This is a genomic window from Burkholderia sp. Nafp2/4-1b, assembly GCF_003635165.1.
Taxonomy (GTDB): Bacteria; Pseudomonadota; Gammaproteobacteria; order Burkholderiales; family Burkholderiaceae; genus Burkholderia.
In genome coordinates this window covers 1,273,196-1,288,997 of the sequence record NZ_ML058597.1, presented here as the reverse complement: position 1 = coordinate 1,288,997, position 15,802 = coordinate 1,273,196, and the positions used below count along the sequence as shown (strand labels likewise).

Below are 15,802 nucleotides of genomic sequence, written 5' to 3'. Positions count from 1 at the left end.
ACCCGATGGTTGGATGCAGTTTCTGGCACGTACTCCGCGCCAAGCGTTTCCCGCATCGCCAAAAATCGAGCTCAAGCTCATGCGATCGCCCCATTCGCATTGGCAAGCCAACCGGATTGCGATCGAAGGCTCAGGTAGCCTCGAAAAATTCCACGGTGTGTTCGATGAACGCCCGTACCTTCGCCGGCAGCAATGCCCGCCCGATGTAGGCCAACCTGATCTCTGCAACGGTATCGGTGATCTCGAACTGCTCCAGCAACCGGACGAGGCGCCCGGTCTTGATGTCTTGCTCGACAAGACTCATCGGCAGCAGAGCGACGCCAAAGCCTTCGAGTACGACATCGCGATTGAATACCGGATTGTTCGACGCGATTTCGTAGTTGATCGGGACGGCCACCGTTTCGTTTCCGACTCGAAAGTTCACGATCGGCTTGTGCATCGACGGCGGCACGGTCACGAACACATGCGCTGCGAGATCGGCTGGGCGTTGAGGCCGAGAGCGGCCCTGGAGGTAACGCTCGGTCGTGACGAGAACCAGCCGAAAACGCTGAAGAAGCCGTGTGACCGCGAGATCGGTCGTCAACATGAACGGCATGACGATACCGAGGTCGTAACCCTCTGCCGTCAGGTCTACCGGACGTTCCGTCAACGTGACGTCGAGCGCGATCTTCGGATGCTTGCGCTTGAACGACGAGGTCAGGGCCGGGAGCCATGTCATCGTCGCTGTGGTGTGTGCAACGAGGCGAAGTACGCCGGCAGGCACGCGCCCGTGGCCTGCCGTCTCCGCTTCGAGACGATCGAGATCATCGAGGATTCGGCAAGAACCGTCGTAAAAATGCTCGCCGACCTCGGTCAACGAAAGCTGACGCGTGGTGCGATGAAAGAGTCTCAAACCGAGACGCTCTTCCAGCGCCGCGATCGATCGCGAAACGACCGACGGCGAGAGGTCCATCATTTGCCCGGCACGACGGAAGTTCTTCGCTTCGACGATGGCGCGGAAGAGGCGCAAGGTATCGATATATTCCATAGATGAGGTCCAGCGCGCTCGGTGGCGCAGAGGGCCGGAACCCGACCGTTTCTTCAATTCTGATAGTATCATCACATATGCTCAGAAAGTCAACGGTGATCCTTGGAATGGAGGGCTTGCGAGCAACGAACCGCCTCAGTGCGTCCCCGGACCCTCGTGTTCGATCATGAGTTCGAGTTCCAGCAGCGCGTCGCCGAGCACGTCGATCGCGCCATTCAACGTGTCGGCGATCGCTGCGCTCTTGAGCGCGTGCTGCACGATCTTGTGCGCGGTCTGATGTTTGGCTTCGACGAGTCGGGCATTAAACGGAAGTTGCATAAGAGTCCTCTCCAATGGGTGAGCTGCAGCGGAGTATATCGGCAGCAACGCACCATTACGCGTCAGCAACAGTCAATTGCTGATGCGTCAACCTATCGGTGTGAGCAGCGATTGCCGCAACTCAAACCGTTGCTGGCGGCGGAAGTATTTGTTGTCGGCACGGTGCTTCCAAGCTGCCGGCAAATGGCTAAACTGCCGCTGAACGATCCGGCTTCAGTTTGCTGCTGTTCGACTGAACCGGTCATCACGTCGATTCACGTTCGCTATATCCGTTGTACTTGCTGCATCATTTCGATATGGATTTCTAATCATGGCAAAGCGAAAAACGTTCATCTCTCTTCCTGTCGTTGCCTCTGTGCTGACTACGCCCGCTATCGCGCTCGCTCACAATAACGATCGCGCTCCGTTGCCGCGTATGCAGGTGCGCACGAATGTAGCCCAACAGCGCCCGTGCTACCAAGACAGGATGAAGACTTGCGTCAGCAAGCAATATGCGTTCGACTTCCGGGCGGCACTCGCACGCGTGGCGTCTCAGCGGCAGATATTCGAAAACTATGGCGGTATGAGCAGTTCGTCCGTTACAGGGCGTGTCGCATCCAATGATCAGTTGGAGTATTCCTTTACACACAAGTCGGCGTGAGCGGCTTGTAAACTGTCGCGGCTCGCGGTTTACTCTTGCTCTTTGCGCGGCACGCGTGGCACGCGTGGCACGCGAATGGCACGAGCAACGGCGAGCTGGCCGGCAATGGAATTCAAGGGCATTGATCCGGGCGACAAGCGCCGGAACCGGCGGGCGATCCTGCTGGCCGAGCAACTGTCGGGCAATCCGACGGCGAGCATTCCGCCGGCATGCGGCGGCTGGGCTGAGACGGCGGCTTATCGGTCCTTCGCGCAGGACCAGCTGGAATGGATCGACGTCGTCGAGCCGCACTGGCAGAGCTCGACCGAGCGGATGCGGGCATGCGAGGTGGTGCTGTGCCTGGATGACACGACGAGCTGAACTTTAACGGGCAGGACATCGCTGGACCGGGGCCGTTGTTCGTTTACGCTTGGCTCGCAATTCCTAACGTTTTGGGATCCCGCGATCGAGCGTCATCGGCGTGCCGAGGTCAGTAACCCGGCGGAGGAGGCGTATCGTAAGCAGGGGGAGGCGGCGTATTGTAGGCCGCCTGCGATCGTGGCGCTTCATCGCGCGCCCGATACAAATCGGCGGCGCTACGCTGGACCGGGACACGCTCGCCATTTGCGTACATGCACTGAACATACGCCTGATCGTAGCGTTGTTGAACGCTGGCGGCGGAGCTTTGTGCGATGCCAGCGCCGATCACGCTGCCGCCGAGCAGACCCATGCCTGCGCCCACTGCCGCGCCACGATGGCCATTGAAGGCTGCACCGGCCGCCGCGCCGAGCGCAGCGCCGGCGGCCATACCGCCGAGGGCGCCGCTTGCCGCAGCCGATTGAGTGCTGACGCCAGCGGTCTGTTCCGAAGCGAATTGCCGGCACGTCGCGTCATCGGCGCGGAATTGATCGAACGACTTGCTCGTGCCGGGCAGCGCCATCACTGTGGGGCCCATCGGCACAGCAGCACAGCCGGCGAGCGCCATGATGCCGGCCAGGCTCATCGCCGCGGTTACCGCTAATACGCTGCGCTTCGCGCACGATACCGGCGAAACCAAATTGCGTGTGCTCATCTCACTTGGGTCCGGTTGGCTTCGCGGGCACTTCGACCCAGCCGCTCGAACACCCCTTCACGTACGGGTAATATTTCTTTGTGACCGGGCAATACCACCAAGTGCCCGCCGGGGGACTCGTCTGCGTTTTTTCGGCGTAGACGGTGGTCGGGGCTGGCTCGGCCGACGGCACGACAACCGGGACGGGCTCCGCGTAGAAGACCGGGGCGGGCGCGATCATGACCGGGGGCGGGACACCCACCAGGACCCCGACCCTGACATGCGCCCGCGCTGTGGTGCACAGGCATATGGCAGTCGTTGCGATCAGCGCAAGGACGGCTCTTTTCGATTTCACAAAATCTCTCCTTTGTCCGTGTCGACGCTGAGTCAACTTTCGATATGGATCGAGCCATAGGAGGCCAATTGAGCCGCAGTCGTTGCGCCGGAAACTGCCGAGCCGAAATTCGCGCCATCGTACCCGCTTAACGCCTGCTGTTGAGCCGCCACGCTCGCCAGTTCCGCGTAGATGTCCACCGGATAACGCGCGTTACCGTAGCTACGGTCATACCGCGCTTGCTGCAGTGGGACGACTTCTTCGTGCACCGGTTCGCGCGTCAGGGGACCATTTCCATTGGCAGGCGTGCCCGTGGGAAGAGCGATAACGGATACGACAGCGAGGACGGGCATGAGCGCTTTAGCCATGATGAAACTTTCAAGTATCGAGAGCCGGAAACACGGACACGGGATTAGTGAAACAACGCCCGGACGAGTCCGCGAGTCGTTCTGCATGTGGCGTTGAGGTGCGCCATCTTCCTATCGCAGACTTACAGCCGCCTTTCTGAAATTCATAGTTTCCGGGCGCGCAATAGCCCGCCGCTCGTGCGATGGCCATCTTCAGCTTGCCGGGCCCGACTTCGCACGCGATCACGATCCGCGCGAACGCCGTGACGTTCGACGATCCAAAATCGCGGGTGCCTCTCGAACGCATCCAGCTCGTCGCGCCGAGCCGCTCGCGTGGCGATGCTTTCGTAGAACGAAGCATGTTGGCGAAAGGCTTCTACAGATTCTCGAATGGAACGGGGATTGTCTCGCCTTGATACGGGATCTCCCAGCACGGTCCGACGGCGCGAAGGATGCGCTGCCTGTTCAGTTCGAAGGCCAGCCGAACCTGCTGTTCGCTCGTGTCCCGGGCGCCCGGGCGGGCGCAGACCGTCTCGCGCAATAACGAAAACGAACCTGTGGACGCTGCGGAGGGCGCGCTCAGGATCAGCGGCGTTTCCGCCTGCGGAATGTCGCGCTTGATGCCGCTGCCCGGGTAGGAAGGAACCGCGTAAGCGCGGAAACCACCGGCTTTCTCCGGCTCACTTGGCGGCGGCGCGGAACGCGACGCGGCGGCCTTCCAGAATCCTCCTTCGATACCGGCGGATACGCATGCGCCGCGACGGCCCACGTGCGGTTGAATGCATCAACTGCTCGCCACCGGCGCGCCCTTTTGCAGCAGCCTGCCAAATGCCGCCGGTTCAAGCGGATGACCGAGCAGGAACCCCTGCACCTCGTCGCACATCAGGACTTTGAGTTGTTCCAGCTGCGATGCGGTTTCAACGCCTTCCGCGACCACATCCATTTTCAGCGTGTGCGCCAATGCAATGATGGCGCGCACGATCGCGCTGCCCTCGGGGTTGGGCTTGTCGAGCTCATGGGTAAAGAACCGGTCGATCTTCAACTGCTTTGCACGAAACCGTTGCAGGTAGCCCAGGCTGGAATAGCCGGTGCCGAAGTCGTCGATCGCGACTTCAAAGCCATTGGCCTGGAATTCGTGGATCATCGCCGTCGTGTGCGCGGCGTCCTGCATGGCCACCGTCTCGGTAATCTCGAACATGAGCTGAGCGGGCTTCACGCCCTCGGCACTCAGGATCCCGAGAAAATTCGAAACCAGATCCGGCTCGGCTATCTGTCGCGGCGACAGATTGATGGCGACCTGGAGAGGCGGCAATCCGTCCGCTCGCCAGCGTTTCAAGTGGCGGCACGTTTCTCGTACGACCCAGTAGCCGATTTGCACGATCTGCCCCGTGCGTTCGGCGATGGGGATGAACTCCGCGGGCATCAACGTGCCGAGTTGCGGATGGTTCAGTCGCAACAGCGCTTCGGCGCCGCTAAGCGCGCCACTGCCGCCATGGTATTTCGGCTGGAAATGTAGCTGGAAGTAGCCGGTAGCCAGCGCTTCGTGCACCGCGCGCTGGACTTGCAGCTTGCGGTCAGCCGCGACGTTCATGTCACCCTGGAAGAATCGGTAGGTACTGCGCCCGGCACGCTTCGCCTCATACATTGCGACGTCGGCATGCTTGAGCAGCACTTCCACCGTGTCGCCGTCACGCGGGTAGAGCGCAATGCCGATACTCGGCGTGACTTGCAGCGGCTGGGCATCGTTCCAAAGGCCCTCGCGCATCCGGTTCAGCACGTTTTCCGCGACACGCTCGACGTCGTCGATGGACGAAACATTCTCCAGCAGAACCACGAATTCATCGCCGCCCAGGCGTGCCACGGTATCGCTGGCGCGCACGCATTGCTGCAAGCGCAGCGCGAATGCCTTCAGCACCTCGTCGCCCGCGGTGTGGCCAAGCGAATCGTTGATGGTCTTGAAACCATCAAGGTCCATGAACAGCACCGCAAACTTGGCTTGCGATGGATGGTCTGCATGGATCGCATACTCGATGCGTTCCATCAATGTGCGGCGGTTCGGGAGGTTGGTCAGTTCGTCGAATTGCGCCATGCGAACGATCTCACCGTTAAGCCGCGATACGACGCTCGCAAGAAATGACGTCCGTGCGCCCGACCGGCTGAGCACGAGCGTCACGACCAGGATCCCCAGGGTAGAGAGCGTCACCGCGGTGGCGAGCAATGGCGTCGCGATCTCGTGAGCCGCGCCGCAGATCGAGCCAGGCAGGAAGGTGGCGGCGGCATTCGCCGTGTAGTGCATGCCCGTTATCGCGATGCCCATCACGCACGCGCCTGCGACTCGCTTGATGTTCAACTGGCGTTGATTGGCGGCGCTGAGGGCGTGCGTGATCCATAGCGCGGCGCCGGACGCGGCAATCGCGATTGCGATCGATGCGGCAACCAGCACGGGATCGTACGTGATGGCCGGCTGCATTTTCATCGCGGCGTCGCCGGTGTAATGCATGCCGGCAATGCCGAATCCCATCAGGATGGCACTGGTGACGAGACGCCCGCGCGACAGCGACGCGCGCGACGCGATGTACAGCGCAAACCACGACACGACGACGGCAATCGCCAGCGAGGCACCCGTAATCGCGAAGTCGTAGCCGAGCGGAATGGGCAGCGCAAATGACAGAACGCCGATGAAGTGCATCGACCAGATGCCGATACCCATTGCCATCCCGCCGCCGGCGATCCACGCGTGACGCCGCCGCTCGTGGTCGAGCAGCGCAATACGGCTGGAGAGGTCGAGTGCCGTGTAGGCCGCAAGGGTCGCGACGACCAACGACAATGCAGCAAGCCAAGCGTTATAGGTACCGTGCACAATGAATATCCCCGTTTTCCGCTACCGATAACATGCGTGTCATTCGAGCCTGGACTTGGCTGTGGCGTGCATTATACGGATCGTTGGCTGACGTTTTCCTATCGAGACTGGCTCGTGTCGATTGATCGAGGGTGCGGGCTTTTGTCAGACTTCTTCGGGCAATCCTTCGAAGCGAGCCAATGCTTGAGGAGTGGGTGCATCGGCCAAGCGTCGCCGTGCACCGGTCGCGAAAGCGCAAACTTGATCGGGAAAAGCCCTGAATTCGCCGCGATTGTTTCCTCGCTATAGTCAAGGCAAGAACGATAGACACGGCATCTCGAGCCGGCATCGTTCGGGCAACGACTGTAGACGGGTGCTGTATGAAAAACGCAATCGAAAAGACCATCGGGCCAGCGTGGGGTGTGGCGGCTGGCTTGTTCCTCGCGGCTGCAGGGCTGAGCCTCGGCCTGTTCCCGAAGGCGCTGCACAGCGCGGGAACCGCAAACGACTTCATGGCATCCGGCATCGCGATGCTGGGTATCTTCCTCGTCGTCTATTCCACGCACGAACTGCGCAGAAAGCGCCTGCACTGAGCGCCGGCCTGCTGCCGATCCTCGAAAAGCCATTCCGGGCCCTGCGACGGCTCAGGAATGCGTTCGTCCGTCGGGCGGACCTGCATCGATCAGAAGATCGTCAACGATGATTTCGCCGGCCTTCAGGCCCGCCCGCAACGCGTGGCGGGTGTCGTCGAACAGGCGGCCGCCGTCGTCGGCGAGGCGGATCGGCGCGAGCAGACGCGGCGCACTGCCGGCCGCACGCACCTGCACGACCGCGACGAATCCGAACCGCAGCGTCTCGGGCGGCGGGGCGGGATCGCGCGGCGGGTCGAGCCGGAACTCGCAGCGGACATCGATGGTGTATCCGCGGTAGGTGCACACACTGTTCATCAGCAGCTCGCTCGGAAGGGAACGCGACGAAGGACCGTGGGCGCATCATATCGGCTCGTGCGAGCCGGTGGGGGTGGGGTGTCTACCTACTTCAGGATTTCGTGCCGGTAGACGAGCTCGACGATGCGCTTCGTCGGGATGCTCGCGCGCAGCGTATCGACGCTGTCGATCCGAAACCACTTGCACTTCTCGATCTCGTTGCTCGCTTGCGGCGTCTGGTCCGGGCCGACTTCGGCGAAGAACACGTGATGGACCTTCGCGAGCCCGGTGAACTGCATCGAGTAGACGAGGTCCTGGCCCACGATGCCGGTTTCTTCCTCGAGCTCCCGATGCGCGGCTTCGAACGGCGTCTCGCCACGCTTGATCGTGCCGCCAGGCAGTGCCCACCGCGACGACGCACGCGCAACGAGCAACACCTGTTGTTCGCGGTAGCAGACGACGGTCGCGCGTTCCCTGACGGGGACGCCGGGCGTTTCCTGCGAGTTCGGGGTGGTGGACGCTTGAGGCATGAAACCGATTCTAGCGAGTGTGGGGCGCGCGGCCAAGCCGGTATCGCCCGCAGCGACGGGCCCGTGGCGCGGGCGCCGTCGCACGGCATGCATAGCGTTACTTCTGTTCCGGCAGGAACCAGTTCATCACGAGCGCGCAGATGCCGCCCGTCGCGACGCCCGATTCCAGCACGTTCTTCAGCGCATGCGGCAGGCTGTTCAGAATGTCCGGCACTTGCGACACGCCGAGGCCGAGCGCGAGCGACACCGCGATGATCAGCAGCGCGCGGCGATCGAGGTGGATGCCGGACAGGATGTTGATGCCCGAGGCCGCCACCGCGCCGAACATCACCATTGCCGCACCGCCGAGCACGGGCTCCGGCACGGCCTGCAGTGCGCCCGCGACCACCGGGAACAGGCCCAGCACGACGAGCATGCCCGCGATCCAGATGCCGACGTAGCGGCTCGCGACGCCGGTGATCTGGATCACGCCGTTGTTCTGTGCGAACACGGAGCTCGGGAACGTGTTGAACACGCCGGCCAGCAGCGAGTTCGCGCCGTTCACGAGCACGCCGCCCTTGATCCGGCGCATCCACACCGGCCCTTCGACCGGCTCCTTCGAGATCTTGCTGGTGGCGGTGACGTCGCCGATCGCTTCGAGCGACGTGACGAGATAGATGATCAGCATCGGCACGAACAGCGACCACGAGAAGCCGATGCCGAAGTGCAGCGGCGTCGGCACCTGGAACAGCGCGGCCTGGTGCACGCCGGTGAAGTCGAGACGGCCGAGCACCGCGGCCGCGGCATAGCCGATGATCAGCGCGATCACGAGCGCGGTGCTGCGCACCCATACGATCGGCACGCGGTTCAGCAGGATGATGGTGCCGAGCACGAGGCACGACAGCGTCAGGTTCTGCGCGCTCGCGAACGTGCCGTTGGCCATCGCGCCGTAGCCGCCTCCCATGCTGATGAGGCCGACCTTGATCAGCGTGAGGCCGATCAGCAACACGACGATGCCGGTGACGAGCGGCGTGATCAGGCGCTTCACGAACGGCAGGATGCGCGACACGGCCATCTCGACGAACGACCCGGCGATCACGACGCCGAAGATCGCGGCCATCACGGTCTCCACCGGCGTGCCCTGCTTGACCATCACGCTGCCGCCTGCAATCAGCGGGCCGACGAAGTTGAAGCTGGTGCCTTGCACGATCAGCAGGCCGGCGCCGAGCGGGCCGAAGCGCTTGCACTGCACGAAGGTCGCGATGCCGGAAATCACCAGCGACATCGACACGATGAGGGTCGTATCGCGGCTCGACACGCCGAGCGCCTGGCAGATCAGCAAGCCGGGCGTGACGATCGGCACGATGATCGCCAGCAGGTGCTGCAGCGCGGCGACGAACGCGACCATCGGCGCGGGCCGGTCATTGGGGCCATAGACGAGGTCGTGCGACGGGTCGGTATCGGCCGCGCCGTGGGAGGCGGATCGGGCGGGGGAAGCGGGTTGCATGGCGAGCGGGCCGGACAGGGTGGAAAGTGCGGCATTTTAGCCGAACGATATGCGGCCGGCGTCGCCGTCGGCGCGCGCCGCGATAGCCGGAATTCGGAAAGCGGTGCCGGATCGGGGCCGCCGAACGCACGGCCGGTCGCCTGTTCGAGCCGTCCTGCGTCGGTGGTCGCTGCCGCTTCAGCCGGCGGTGCGCGGTTTCGTGCCGCGGGCGGCCGGCGCGCGTGGCGCACGGGTTTCCGGATACGCGCGCTTGCAAACGTCGATGACTGCATCGCGCAGCCGACGATGTGCAGGGTCGCCATGCATGCGCGGATGCCACAGCGCGGAGATCAGGATCTCCGGCAGCCGGACCGGTAGCGTGAAGCTGCGCAGCCCCAATGCGTCCAGGAGGCCAGGCGTGAATGCATTGCCGAGGCTCGAGCGCGGCACGAGCGCAATCAGGTCGGTGCCGGCCGCGACTCGCATCGCATCGGGATAGCCGGGCACGACGACGTGCACGATATGGGCAGGCACCGGCGAATCATCCGGATCGCCCGCCGGGCCGCCGAAATCGCCGAGCTGGGCGGCAATCACGTGACGGCAGGCCGCGTAGCGCGCCGGCGTGATTCGCGCCGCCGCGAACAGCGGATGCCCGGCGCGCGCCACCGCGACATGGACGTCGTGAAAAAGCTCGCGTGTGTGCAGCTCGGGCGCATCGTCGCCGCGCTTGCCGATTTCGAGGTCGACCGTGCCGTCGCGCAATGGCGCGGCATCGCGGTCGAGTTTCGGGACGAACCTCACGCGCACGCCGGGCGCGATGTCGCCGATCGCGGCGACCACCGGGCCGGCGAGCATGTCCATGAACGAGGCCGCCGCGCGGATCGTGAACGTGGACGCGAGCGTCGCCATGTCGAGGTCGGCCGTCACCGGCCGGAGCACGGCACGCGCATCGCTCGCGACGGCATGCACGCGATCGCGCAATGCCGTCGCGTGCGGCGTGGGCACGAGCTTGCGTCCGGCGCGCACGAGCAGTTGATCGCCGGTGGCCGTGCGCAGCCGCGTGAGCGTGCGGCTCATCGCGGATGTGCTCAGCCCGAGCCGGCGCGCGGCACCGGTCACGCTGCCTTCGGTCAGCAGCACGTCGAGCGCGGTGACGAGATTCAGGTCGATGTCTTCCATCCGGACAGCATACGACATCGCGCGTTATCACAAGGCGTTTGATGCAACTATCGATTGAGTGTGGTGCGTCTGGTGCATGGAAAGGGGCGCGCCTATAGTGGCCGGATGACGGACCTCGACCAAGGTGGCACCCATGCAATCGACTGAATCGAACTCCACGGCACCCTCGATCCTGCTCGTCGCGGCCTCGCGCGGCCTCGGGCTCGCGATGGCGGAGCAATTCCTGAACCGGGGCTGGCACGTGACCGGCACGGTTCGCGCGGGATCGGGACGCACGCAGTTGCACGAACTGGCCGAGCGTTTTGCCGGACGGCTCGAGATCGACACGCTCGACATTTGCGAGCCGGAGCAGCTGGCTGCGCTGCGCGCGCGTCTGTCGGGCCGGCGTTTCGACATGCTGTTCGTGAATGCCGGCACGACCAACGATCCGAACGAGACGATCGGCGAAGTCGCGACCGACGAGTTCGTGCGCGTAATGATCACGAATGCACTGGCGCCGATGCGCGTGATCGAAGCGTTGCAGGACCTCGTGACGGCGGACGGCCTGATCGGCGCGATGTCGTCGGGTCAGGGCAGTGTCGCGAACAACGTAAACGGCATGCGCGAGGTCTATCGCGGCAGCAAGGCCGCGCTGAACCAGTTCATGCGCAGTTTCGCGGCGCGGCAGGCCGCGACGCCGCGCGCGCTGGTGCTGATGGCGCCGGGCTGGGTCCGCACGGCACTCGGCGGCCCGGATGCGCGGTTGACGATCGACGAAAGCGTGCCGAGCCTCGTCGATGTGTTGATCGGGAAGCAGCGGCGCGCGGGGCTGGAGTACCTCGATTACCAGGGGCGTACGGTGCCGTGGTAACGGGCGCGCTGCGCCCGCGGCGCCGATTCAATACAATGCGACGTCGAGGCGTCGGCCCCGTGTCGGGCAGCCGATCGCCACGTTCGGCGAGCGGGAGCGACGCGCGACCGCGCATGGTGAATGACGACCCGTCGTGACGGGCCGCTGGCGAATACGGAGCGCAGCATGAACGAACCTTACCTGCAGGTCATCGCGCATTTCTTCGCGAAACCCGGCAACGGCGATCGCGTGATCGAGCTGCTGGCCGAACTCGCGCCGCTCACGCGTGCCGAGCCGCAGAACCTCGACTACGCGTACTTCCGGTCGCCGGTCGACCCTGACCACATCGTGATCCTCGAGCGTTACCGTGAAGCCGATGGCCTCGACGTGCATCGGGAAACGCCGCATTTCCAGCGGATCGGTGTCGGCGCGATCATTCCGTTGCTCGATCGCCGCGACGTGACCCGCTACATGGTGCAGCCGGACACCGGCACGGCGACGCCACCGGGAGGCAGCCGATGAGCCCGTTTCAATTCCGCACCGTTCCGACGCAGATCGTCGAATACGGCGCCGCGCGCCGGCTCGGCGCGCTGCTGCGCGAACGCTTTCCGGCGCTGGCGCGGCTGTGCGTCGTCACCGACGCGTTCCTGCATCGCAGCGGCGTGCTCGCACCTGCGCTCGAGAGCCTCGCCGCGCACGGCTGGCAGGTGACCGTGATCGACGACGTGATCGCCGATCCGCCCGAACACGTCGTGCTCGATGCAACCGCGCGGGCAGTGGCGGCCGATGCCGAGCTGATACTCGGTCTCGGCGGCGGGTCGTCGATGGACGTCGCGAAGCTGATCGCGGTGCTCGCACCGGGGCGGCAGCCGCTGGGCGACATGTACGGCGTCGACAAGGTGACGACATCGCGGCTGCCGCTCGTGCAGATGCCGACCACCGCAGGCACCGGCTCCGAAGTGACGGCCGTGTCGATCGTCACGGTGGGCGAGGCGCGCAAGATGGGCGTGGTGTCGCCGCACCTGTTCGCGGACGTCGCGATCCTCGACGCCGAGCTGACGCTCGGGCTGCCGCGCGCGGCAACGGCCGCGACGGGCATCGATGCGATGGTCCATGCGATCGAGGCCTATACGTCGTCGCGACTGAAGAATCCGGTGTCCGACATGCTGGCCGTCCAAGCGTTGACGCTGCTGTCGCGCAACCTGCTGAAGGCCTGCGACGACGGCAACGATCGCCACGCGCGCGAAGCGATGCTGGTCGGCGCGATGTTCGCCGGGCAGGCGTTCGCGAACGCGCCGGTCGCGGCCGTGCATGCGTTGGCCTATCCGGTCGGCGGGATTTTTCATGTGCCGCACGGATTGTCGAACGCGCTCGTGCTGCCGCACGTGTTGCGCTTCAACGCGCCGGCCGCCGCGCCGCTGTATGCGGAGCTTGCGGCGATCGTCGCGCCGACGGCGACGGGCAGCGACGACGCGCGCACGCAGGCGCTGATCGACGAGGTCGATCGCCTGATCGTCGCGACGGGCATTCCGCGCACGCTGCGCGAAGTCGGCATCGGCGAGGGCGACCTGCCGAGGATGGCGTCGGATGCGATGCTGCAAACGCGACTGCTCGTGAACAATCCGCGCGAGGTGACGGAAGCCGACGCGCTGGCGATCTATCGGCACGCGTGGTGATGCGGCGCGCGTGACGGTGCGACGGTCGGCGGTATGGTGCCGCCGGCCGTTGCCATTTCGGATCGCGATCCTGGCAGGTCGATTCGAGTTTGCTGTCGGCATGGCAGCGATCGGGAGCAGGCGAAGCGGACGAAGCGGCCAACATTCGACGCGCATCGATCGACAGGAGACGACATGACGCAACGGAACGAAGCGGCGCGCACGCGATGCGTCGCATGGCAAGTCGCGCAGACGTGGCAGGCGGCGGAATGGTGCCGCCTGGTCGAGACGGATGCCGGTGTCGATCTGTCGGGCTCGGTCGCGGGCGCGATCGACGGCACGCCGTTTCGCATCGACTACGCGATCGTGTGCGGCGCCGACTGGCTGACGCGCTCGGTCCGCGTGACGTACTCGCTCGGCGCGGCACCCTTGCAGTCACACGGGATCGAATGCGTCGCGGGACGCTGGACGGTCGATGGCGTCGACGCGCCGGCACTCGCCGGTGCGACCGACATCGATCTCGGCTTCAGTCCGTCGACCAATACGCTGCCGATCCGGCGGTTGGGGCTGGAAGTCGGCGCGTCGGCCGTCATCCACACCGCATGGCTGCGCTTTCCGGCGTTCGAGATCGTGCGTGGCGAACAGCGCTATACGCGCACGGCGGAGCACGTGTACCGCTACGAGAGCGGCACGTATGCAGCGGATATCGCGATCGACGATGCGGGTCTCGTCACCGATTACGACGAATGGCGGCGGGTCGGCGCGACAGATGCGACAGGGGCGACAGGCGCGCCGTAACGCGTTCGTCGTCACGCATGGCGGGCAACGACGGCATCAGCGCGCGTTGGCGACCGTCACCTTGCCGGGAATCAGTTTCAGCGTGCTGAATGCATCGGCGATGTTCTGCTGATACGAGAGCGTCGCGTCGGTGATCGGCTGCACGCCGTAGCCGGCGCGTTTGAGCGCGATTTCGAGTGTCGGCGCGTCGAGACCGACGAGCGGCGACAATTGCGCGGCCACTTCAGGAACATGATCGCGTCCCCAGCGATCGACCGCATCGACTTCCTCGAGCAGCGCGCGCAGCACCTGCGGCTGCGCGGCCGCATACTTGCGCGCGGCGAGGTAATACTGCGTGTTGCGCACGAGCCCGTCGCCGTTCGCGATCACGCGCGCGCCGAGCTGTCGTTCCGCCGCGGCCAGATACGGATCCCAGATCACCCACGCGTCGACGCTGCGCTGCACGAACGCCGCGCGCGCGTCGGCAGGCGTCAGGTAGATCGGCTGGATGTCGGCATACGTGAGGCCCGCGTGTTCGAGCGCCTTTACGAGCAGGTAGTGGACGTTCGAACCCTTGTTGAACGCGACCTTCTTGCCGCGCAGCTGCGCGACGTTGCGGACCGGCGAATCGGGCAGCACCACGATCGCCTCGCCGTGCGGCGCCGGCGGTTCGTTGCCGATGTAGACGAACTCGACGCCGGCCGCTTGCGCGAAGATCGGCGGCGTCTCGCCGACCGTGCCGACATCGATCGCGCCGGCGTTCAGCCCTTCGAGCAATTGCGGGCCGGCCGGGAATTCGAGCCATTGCACCGTCACGCCCTGGCTCGCGAGCCGCTTCTCGAGCGTGCCGCGCGCCTTGAGCACGACGAAGTTGCCGTATTTCTGGAAACCGATGCGCAGCAGCTTGTCGCTGCCCTGGGCCAGCGCGGGCAGCCCCGCGAGCGGGCCGAGCGCGAGCCCGGCCAGGCCGGCGGCCGCGCCGTGCAGCCACTGGCGGCGGCGCGGGTTCGCCGGGATCGTTTCAAGGTCTGCGTGCGGTGTGTCGTTCATCGGAGCGTCCTGCTGGCGGGTTCACGGGTCGCGCGGGGCTGGCGGCGCGATCGGCGCAGGACGGAACCGGGTGCGGGCGATGCGCGCGGCCGGCCCGCGCCGGATTCGAGACGATACGGCCGCGCGGGCCGCCGGCCAACCAATGAATCCGCATATGCAAATCAGCGGCCGGACGATACTGGCACCGTGACGGGGCAGAACGCCGCCGTGCTCACTCGGTGACGAGCACGCTTTCGTCGATCGAATCGACGCGGTCCGGATAGAACGCGAGGTGCCCGCGAATCGATTCGACGGCCGGGTTCGGATGCTCGTACGTCCACACCGCGTTGGTCGCGCGTTGGCCGCCGGCAGGAATCGAGTAGTACGCGCAATCGCCCTTGTACGGGCAGTACGTCGCATGGTCGGTGCGTTCGAGCAGCGACATGTCGGCGTCCTCGCGCGGAATGTACAGCACGGCCGGATAGCTGGCCTCGCGCAGCACCAGCGCATGGCGCGTATCGGCGACGGTCTTGCCGGCCACCTTCACGACGACGCGCGACGAATGCGGCTCGATCAGGATCGGGTGGTCGGGGCCCGGCGACTTCACGGGACGAGAGGGCGTATCGGGGTTGATCGACATCGTGGGTCCTCCAGGACGGGATAGCGCGCCCGCCGGGCGCACCGTGCCGGATCGGGCGTGCCGGGCGAATTCCCGCGCGCCGGTGCCGGCGTTGGCCAACCGATACGATGCGCCAATTCCGCAGAAGTTGCAGAGGGCCGGAAAGGGCCGAGCAACCGCGCGCGATCGGCGTTGCTGCGTGATGCGTGGAGCGGGGAGCGGCGTCGCAGCGGTGTGCATCGGCATGTCGCCGTCGCT

The 15,802-nt window shown here is 65.0% G+C and carries 19 protein-coding genes; 7 read left to right on the top strand and 12 right to left on the bottom strand.

Features of this window, described 5'->3' with window-relative positions:
* Positions 1-130: 130 nt before the first annotated feature.
* Both C7H84_RS05895 and C7H84_RS05890 read right to left on the bottom strand, forming a co-directional pair.
* Positions 131-1,027: a LysR family transcriptional regulator gene (locus tag C7H84_RS05895; protein ID WP_121857841.1), complete on the bottom strand. Its 897-nt coding sequence runs from the start codon at positions 1,025-1,027 to the stop codon at positions 131-133.
* Positions 1,028-1,162: 135 nt separating this feature from the next.
* A complete protein-coding gene (locus C7H84_RS05890) occupies positions 1,163-1,345 on the bottom strand; it encodes a hypothetical protein (protein ID WP_121857840.1) in 183 nt (60 codons plus the stop codon).
* Between the two features lie 310 nt (positions 1,346-1,655).
* Between C7H84_RS05890 and C7H84_RS05885 the strand changes: the two genes are divergently transcribed.
* Both C7H84_RS05885 and C7H84_RS05880 read left to right on the top strand, forming a co-directional pair.
* On the top strand, positions 1,656-1,985 hold the full coding sequence (locus C7H84_RS05885; RefSeq protein ID WP_162999212.1) for a hypothetical protein: 330 nt from the start codon (positions 1,656-1,658) through the stop codon (positions 1,983-1,985).
* A 105-nt stretch (positions 1,986-2,090) separates the two neighbouring features.
* Positions 2,091-2,345, top strand: coding sequence for a transposase DNA-binding-containing protein (locus tag C7H84_RS05880; protein ID WP_240461969.1), 255 nt, complete (start codon positions 2,091-2,093; stop codon positions 2,343-2,345).
* 109 nt (positions 2,346-2,454) lie between these two features.
* On the opposite strand, the gene C7H84_RS05875 is transcribed toward C7H84_RS05880, so the two are convergent.
* From C7H84_RS05875 to C7H84_RS05850, 4 genes are all read right to left on the bottom strand, one after another.
* Complete coding sequence (locus C7H84_RS05875; protein WP_240461976.1) at positions 2,455-2,967, bottom strand: hypothetical protein; 513 nt, start codon at positions 2,965-2,967, stop codon at positions 2,455-2,457.
* Between the two features lie 435 nt (positions 2,968-3,402).
* On the bottom strand, positions 3,403-3,717 hold the full coding sequence (locus C7H84_RS05865; protein ID WP_121857837.1) for a hypothetical protein: 315 nt from the start codon (positions 3,715-3,717) through the stop codon (positions 3,403-3,405).
* Positions 3,718-4,072: 355 nt separating this feature from the next.
* A complete protein-coding gene (locus C7H84_RS05855; RefSeq protein ID WP_121857836.1) occupies positions 4,073-4,465 on the bottom strand; it encodes a hypothetical protein in 393 nt (130 codons plus the stop codon).
* A gap of 15 nt (positions 4,466-4,480) precedes the next feature.
* Entirely contained in the window at positions 4,481-6,556 is a 2,076-nt protein-coding gene (locus C7H84_RS05850; protein WP_121857835.1) for an EAL domain-containing protein, read from the bottom strand.
* A gap of 359 nt (positions 6,557-6,915) precedes the next feature.
* Between C7H84_RS05850 and C7H84_RS05845 the strand changes: the two genes are divergently transcribed.
* Positions 6,916-7,128, top strand: a complete 213-nt coding sequence (locus C7H84_RS05845; protein WP_121857834.1) for a hypothetical protein — start codon at positions 6,916-6,918, stop codon at positions 7,126-7,128.
* A 51-nt stretch (positions 7,129-7,179) separates the two neighbouring features.
* Here the strand turns inward: C7H84_RS05845 and C7H84_RS05840 are convergent, their stop codons facing one another.
* The 4 genes from C7H84_RS05840 to C7H84_RS05825 form a co-directional block, all read right to left on the bottom strand.
* The gene (locus C7H84_RS05840; RefSeq protein WP_121857833.1) at positions 7,180-7,482 is read right to left on the bottom strand and encodes a hydrogenase maturation factor; all 303 of its coding nucleotides are present in this window, start codon (positions 7,480-7,482) and stop codon (positions 7,180-7,182) included.
* Between the two features lie 86 nt (positions 7,483-7,568).
* A complete protein-coding gene (locus tag C7H84_RS05835; RefSeq protein WP_121857832.1) occupies positions 7,569-7,991 on the bottom strand; it encodes an NUDIX hydrolase in 423 nt (140 codons plus the stop codon).
* A gap of 97 nt (positions 7,992-8,088) precedes the next feature.
* Positions 8,089-9,477 (bottom strand): nucleobase:cation symporter-2 family protein, encoded by a 1,389-nt coding sequence (locus C7H84_RS05830; RefSeq protein WP_121857831.1) that lies wholly within the window; start codon positions 9,475-9,477, stop codon positions 8,089-8,091.
* Positions 9,478-9,654: 177 nt separating this feature from the next.
* On the bottom strand, positions 9,655-10,635 hold the full coding sequence (locus C7H84_RS05825; protein ID WP_121857830.1) for a LysR family transcriptional regulator: 981 nt from the start codon (positions 10,633-10,635) through the stop codon (positions 9,655-9,657).
* 133 nt (positions 10,636-10,768) lie between these two features.
* Between C7H84_RS05825 and C7H84_RS05820 the strand changes: the two genes are divergently transcribed.
* From C7H84_RS05820 to C7H84_RS05805, 4 genes are all read left to right on the top strand, one after another.
* Positions 10,769-11,485 carry an SDR family oxidoreductase gene (locus C7H84_RS05820; protein ID WP_121857829.1) on the top strand — a complete coding sequence of 239 codons (717 nt, stop codon included), beginning with the start codon at positions 10,769-10,771 and terminating at the stop codon, positions 11,483-11,485.
* Positions 11,486-11,650: 165 nt separating this feature from the next.
* Positions 11,651-11,986, top strand: coding sequence for a putative quinol monooxygenase (locus tag C7H84_RS05815; RefSeq protein ID WP_121857828.1), 336 nt, complete (start codon positions 11,651-11,653; stop codon positions 11,984-11,986).
* Complete coding sequence (locus tag C7H84_RS05810; protein ID WP_121857827.1) at positions 11,983-13,140, top strand: iron-containing alcohol dehydrogenase; 1,158 nt, start codon at positions 11,983-11,985, stop codon at positions 13,138-13,140. The genes C7H84_RS05815 and C7H84_RS05810 overlap by 4 nt, the downstream gene beginning before the upstream one ends.
* Before the next feature lie 174 nt (positions 13,141-13,314).
* Positions 13,315-13,917 (top strand): putative glycolipid-binding domain-containing protein, encoded by a 603-nt coding sequence (locus tag C7H84_RS05805; RefSeq protein WP_121857826.1) that lies wholly within the window; start codon positions 13,315-13,317, stop codon positions 13,915-13,917.
* Positions 13,918-13,953: 36 nt separating this feature from the next.
* Here the strand turns inward: C7H84_RS05805 and C7H84_RS05800 are convergent, their stop codons facing one another.
* Together C7H84_RS05800 and C7H84_RS05795 are read right to left on the bottom strand one after the other, a co-directional pair.
* On the bottom strand, positions 13,954-14,946 hold the full coding sequence (locus C7H84_RS05800) for a sulfonate ABC transporter substrate-binding protein (protein WP_121857825.1): 993 nt from the start codon (positions 14,944-14,946) through the stop codon (positions 13,954-13,956).
* 211 nt (positions 14,947-15,157) lie between these two features.
* Positions 15,158-15,565, bottom strand: coding sequence for a DUF427 domain-containing protein (locus C7H84_RS05795; RefSeq protein WP_121857824.1), 408 nt, complete (start codon positions 15,563-15,565; stop codon positions 15,158-15,160).
* Between the last annotated feature and the right edge of the window lie 237 nt (positions 15,566-15,802).

Excerpts from the sequence above, each read along its gene's own strand:
- C7H84_RS05895 (WP_121857841.1), bottom strand. The coding sequence starts at position 1,027 with ATGGAATATATCGATACCTTGCGCCTCTTCCGCGCCATCGTCGAAGCG.
- C7H84_RS05890 (WP_121857840.1), bottom strand. The coding sequence starts at position 1,345 with ATGCAACTTCCGTTTAATGCCCGACTCGTCGAAGCCAAACATCAGACC.
- C7H84_RS05885 (WP_162999212.1), top strand. The coding sequence starts at position 1,656 with ATGGCAAAGCGAAAAACGTTCATCTCTCTTCCTGTCGTTGCCTCTGTG.
- C7H84_RS05880 (WP_240461969.1), top strand. The coding sequence starts at position 2,091 with ATGGAATTCAAGGGCATTGATCCGGGCGACAAGCGCCGGAACCGGCGG.
- C7H84_RS05875 (WP_240461976.1), bottom strand. The coding sequence starts at position 2,967 with ATGAGCCTGGCCGGCATCATGGCGCTCGCCGGCTGTGCTGCTGTGCCG.
- C7H84_RS05865 (WP_121857837.1), bottom strand. The coding sequence starts at position 3,717 with ATGGCTAAAGCGCTCATGCCCGTCCTCGCTGTCGTATCCGTTATCGCT.
- C7H84_RS05845 (WP_121857834.1), top strand. The coding sequence starts at position 6,916 with ATGAAAAACGCAATCGAAAAGACCATCGGGCCAGCGTGGGGTGTGGCG.
- C7H84_RS05840 (WP_121857833.1), bottom strand. The coding sequence starts at position 7,482 with ATGAACAGTGTGTGCACCTACCGCGGATACACCATCGATGTCCGCTGC.
- C7H84_RS05835 (WP_121857832.1), bottom strand. The coding sequence starts at position 7,991 with ATGCCTCAAGCGTCCACCACCCCGAACTCGCAGGAAACGCCCGGCGTC.
- C7H84_RS05830 (WP_121857831.1), bottom strand. The coding sequence starts at position 9,477 with ATGCAACCCGCTTCCCCCGCCCGATCCGCCTCCCACGGCGCGGCCGAT.
- C7H84_RS05825 (WP_121857830.1), bottom strand. The coding sequence starts at position 10,635 with ATGGAAGACATCGACCTGAATCTCGTCACCGCGCTCGACGTGCTGCTG.
- C7H84_RS05820 (WP_121857829.1), top strand. The coding sequence starts at position 10,769 with ATGCAATCGACTGAATCGAACTCCACGGCACCCTCGATCCTGCTCGTC.
- C7H84_RS05815 (WP_121857828.1), top strand. The coding sequence starts at position 11,651 with ATGAACGAACCTTACCTGCAGGTCATCGCGCATTTCTTCGCGAAACCC.
- C7H84_RS05810 (WP_121857827.1), top strand. The coding sequence starts at position 11,983 with ATGAGCCCGTTTCAATTCCGCACCGTTCCGACGCAGATCGTCGAATAC.
- C7H84_RS05805 (WP_121857826.1), top strand. The coding sequence starts at position 13,315 with ATGACGCAACGGAACGAAGCGGCGCGCACGCGATGCGTCGCATGGCAA.
- C7H84_RS05800 (WP_121857825.1), bottom strand. The coding sequence starts at position 14,946 with ATGAACGACACACCGCACGCAGACCTTGAAACGATCCCGGCGAACCCG.
- C7H84_RS05795 (WP_121857824.1), bottom strand. The coding sequence starts at position 15,565 with ATGTCGATCAACCCCGATACGCCCTCTCGTCCCGTGAAGTCGCCGGGC.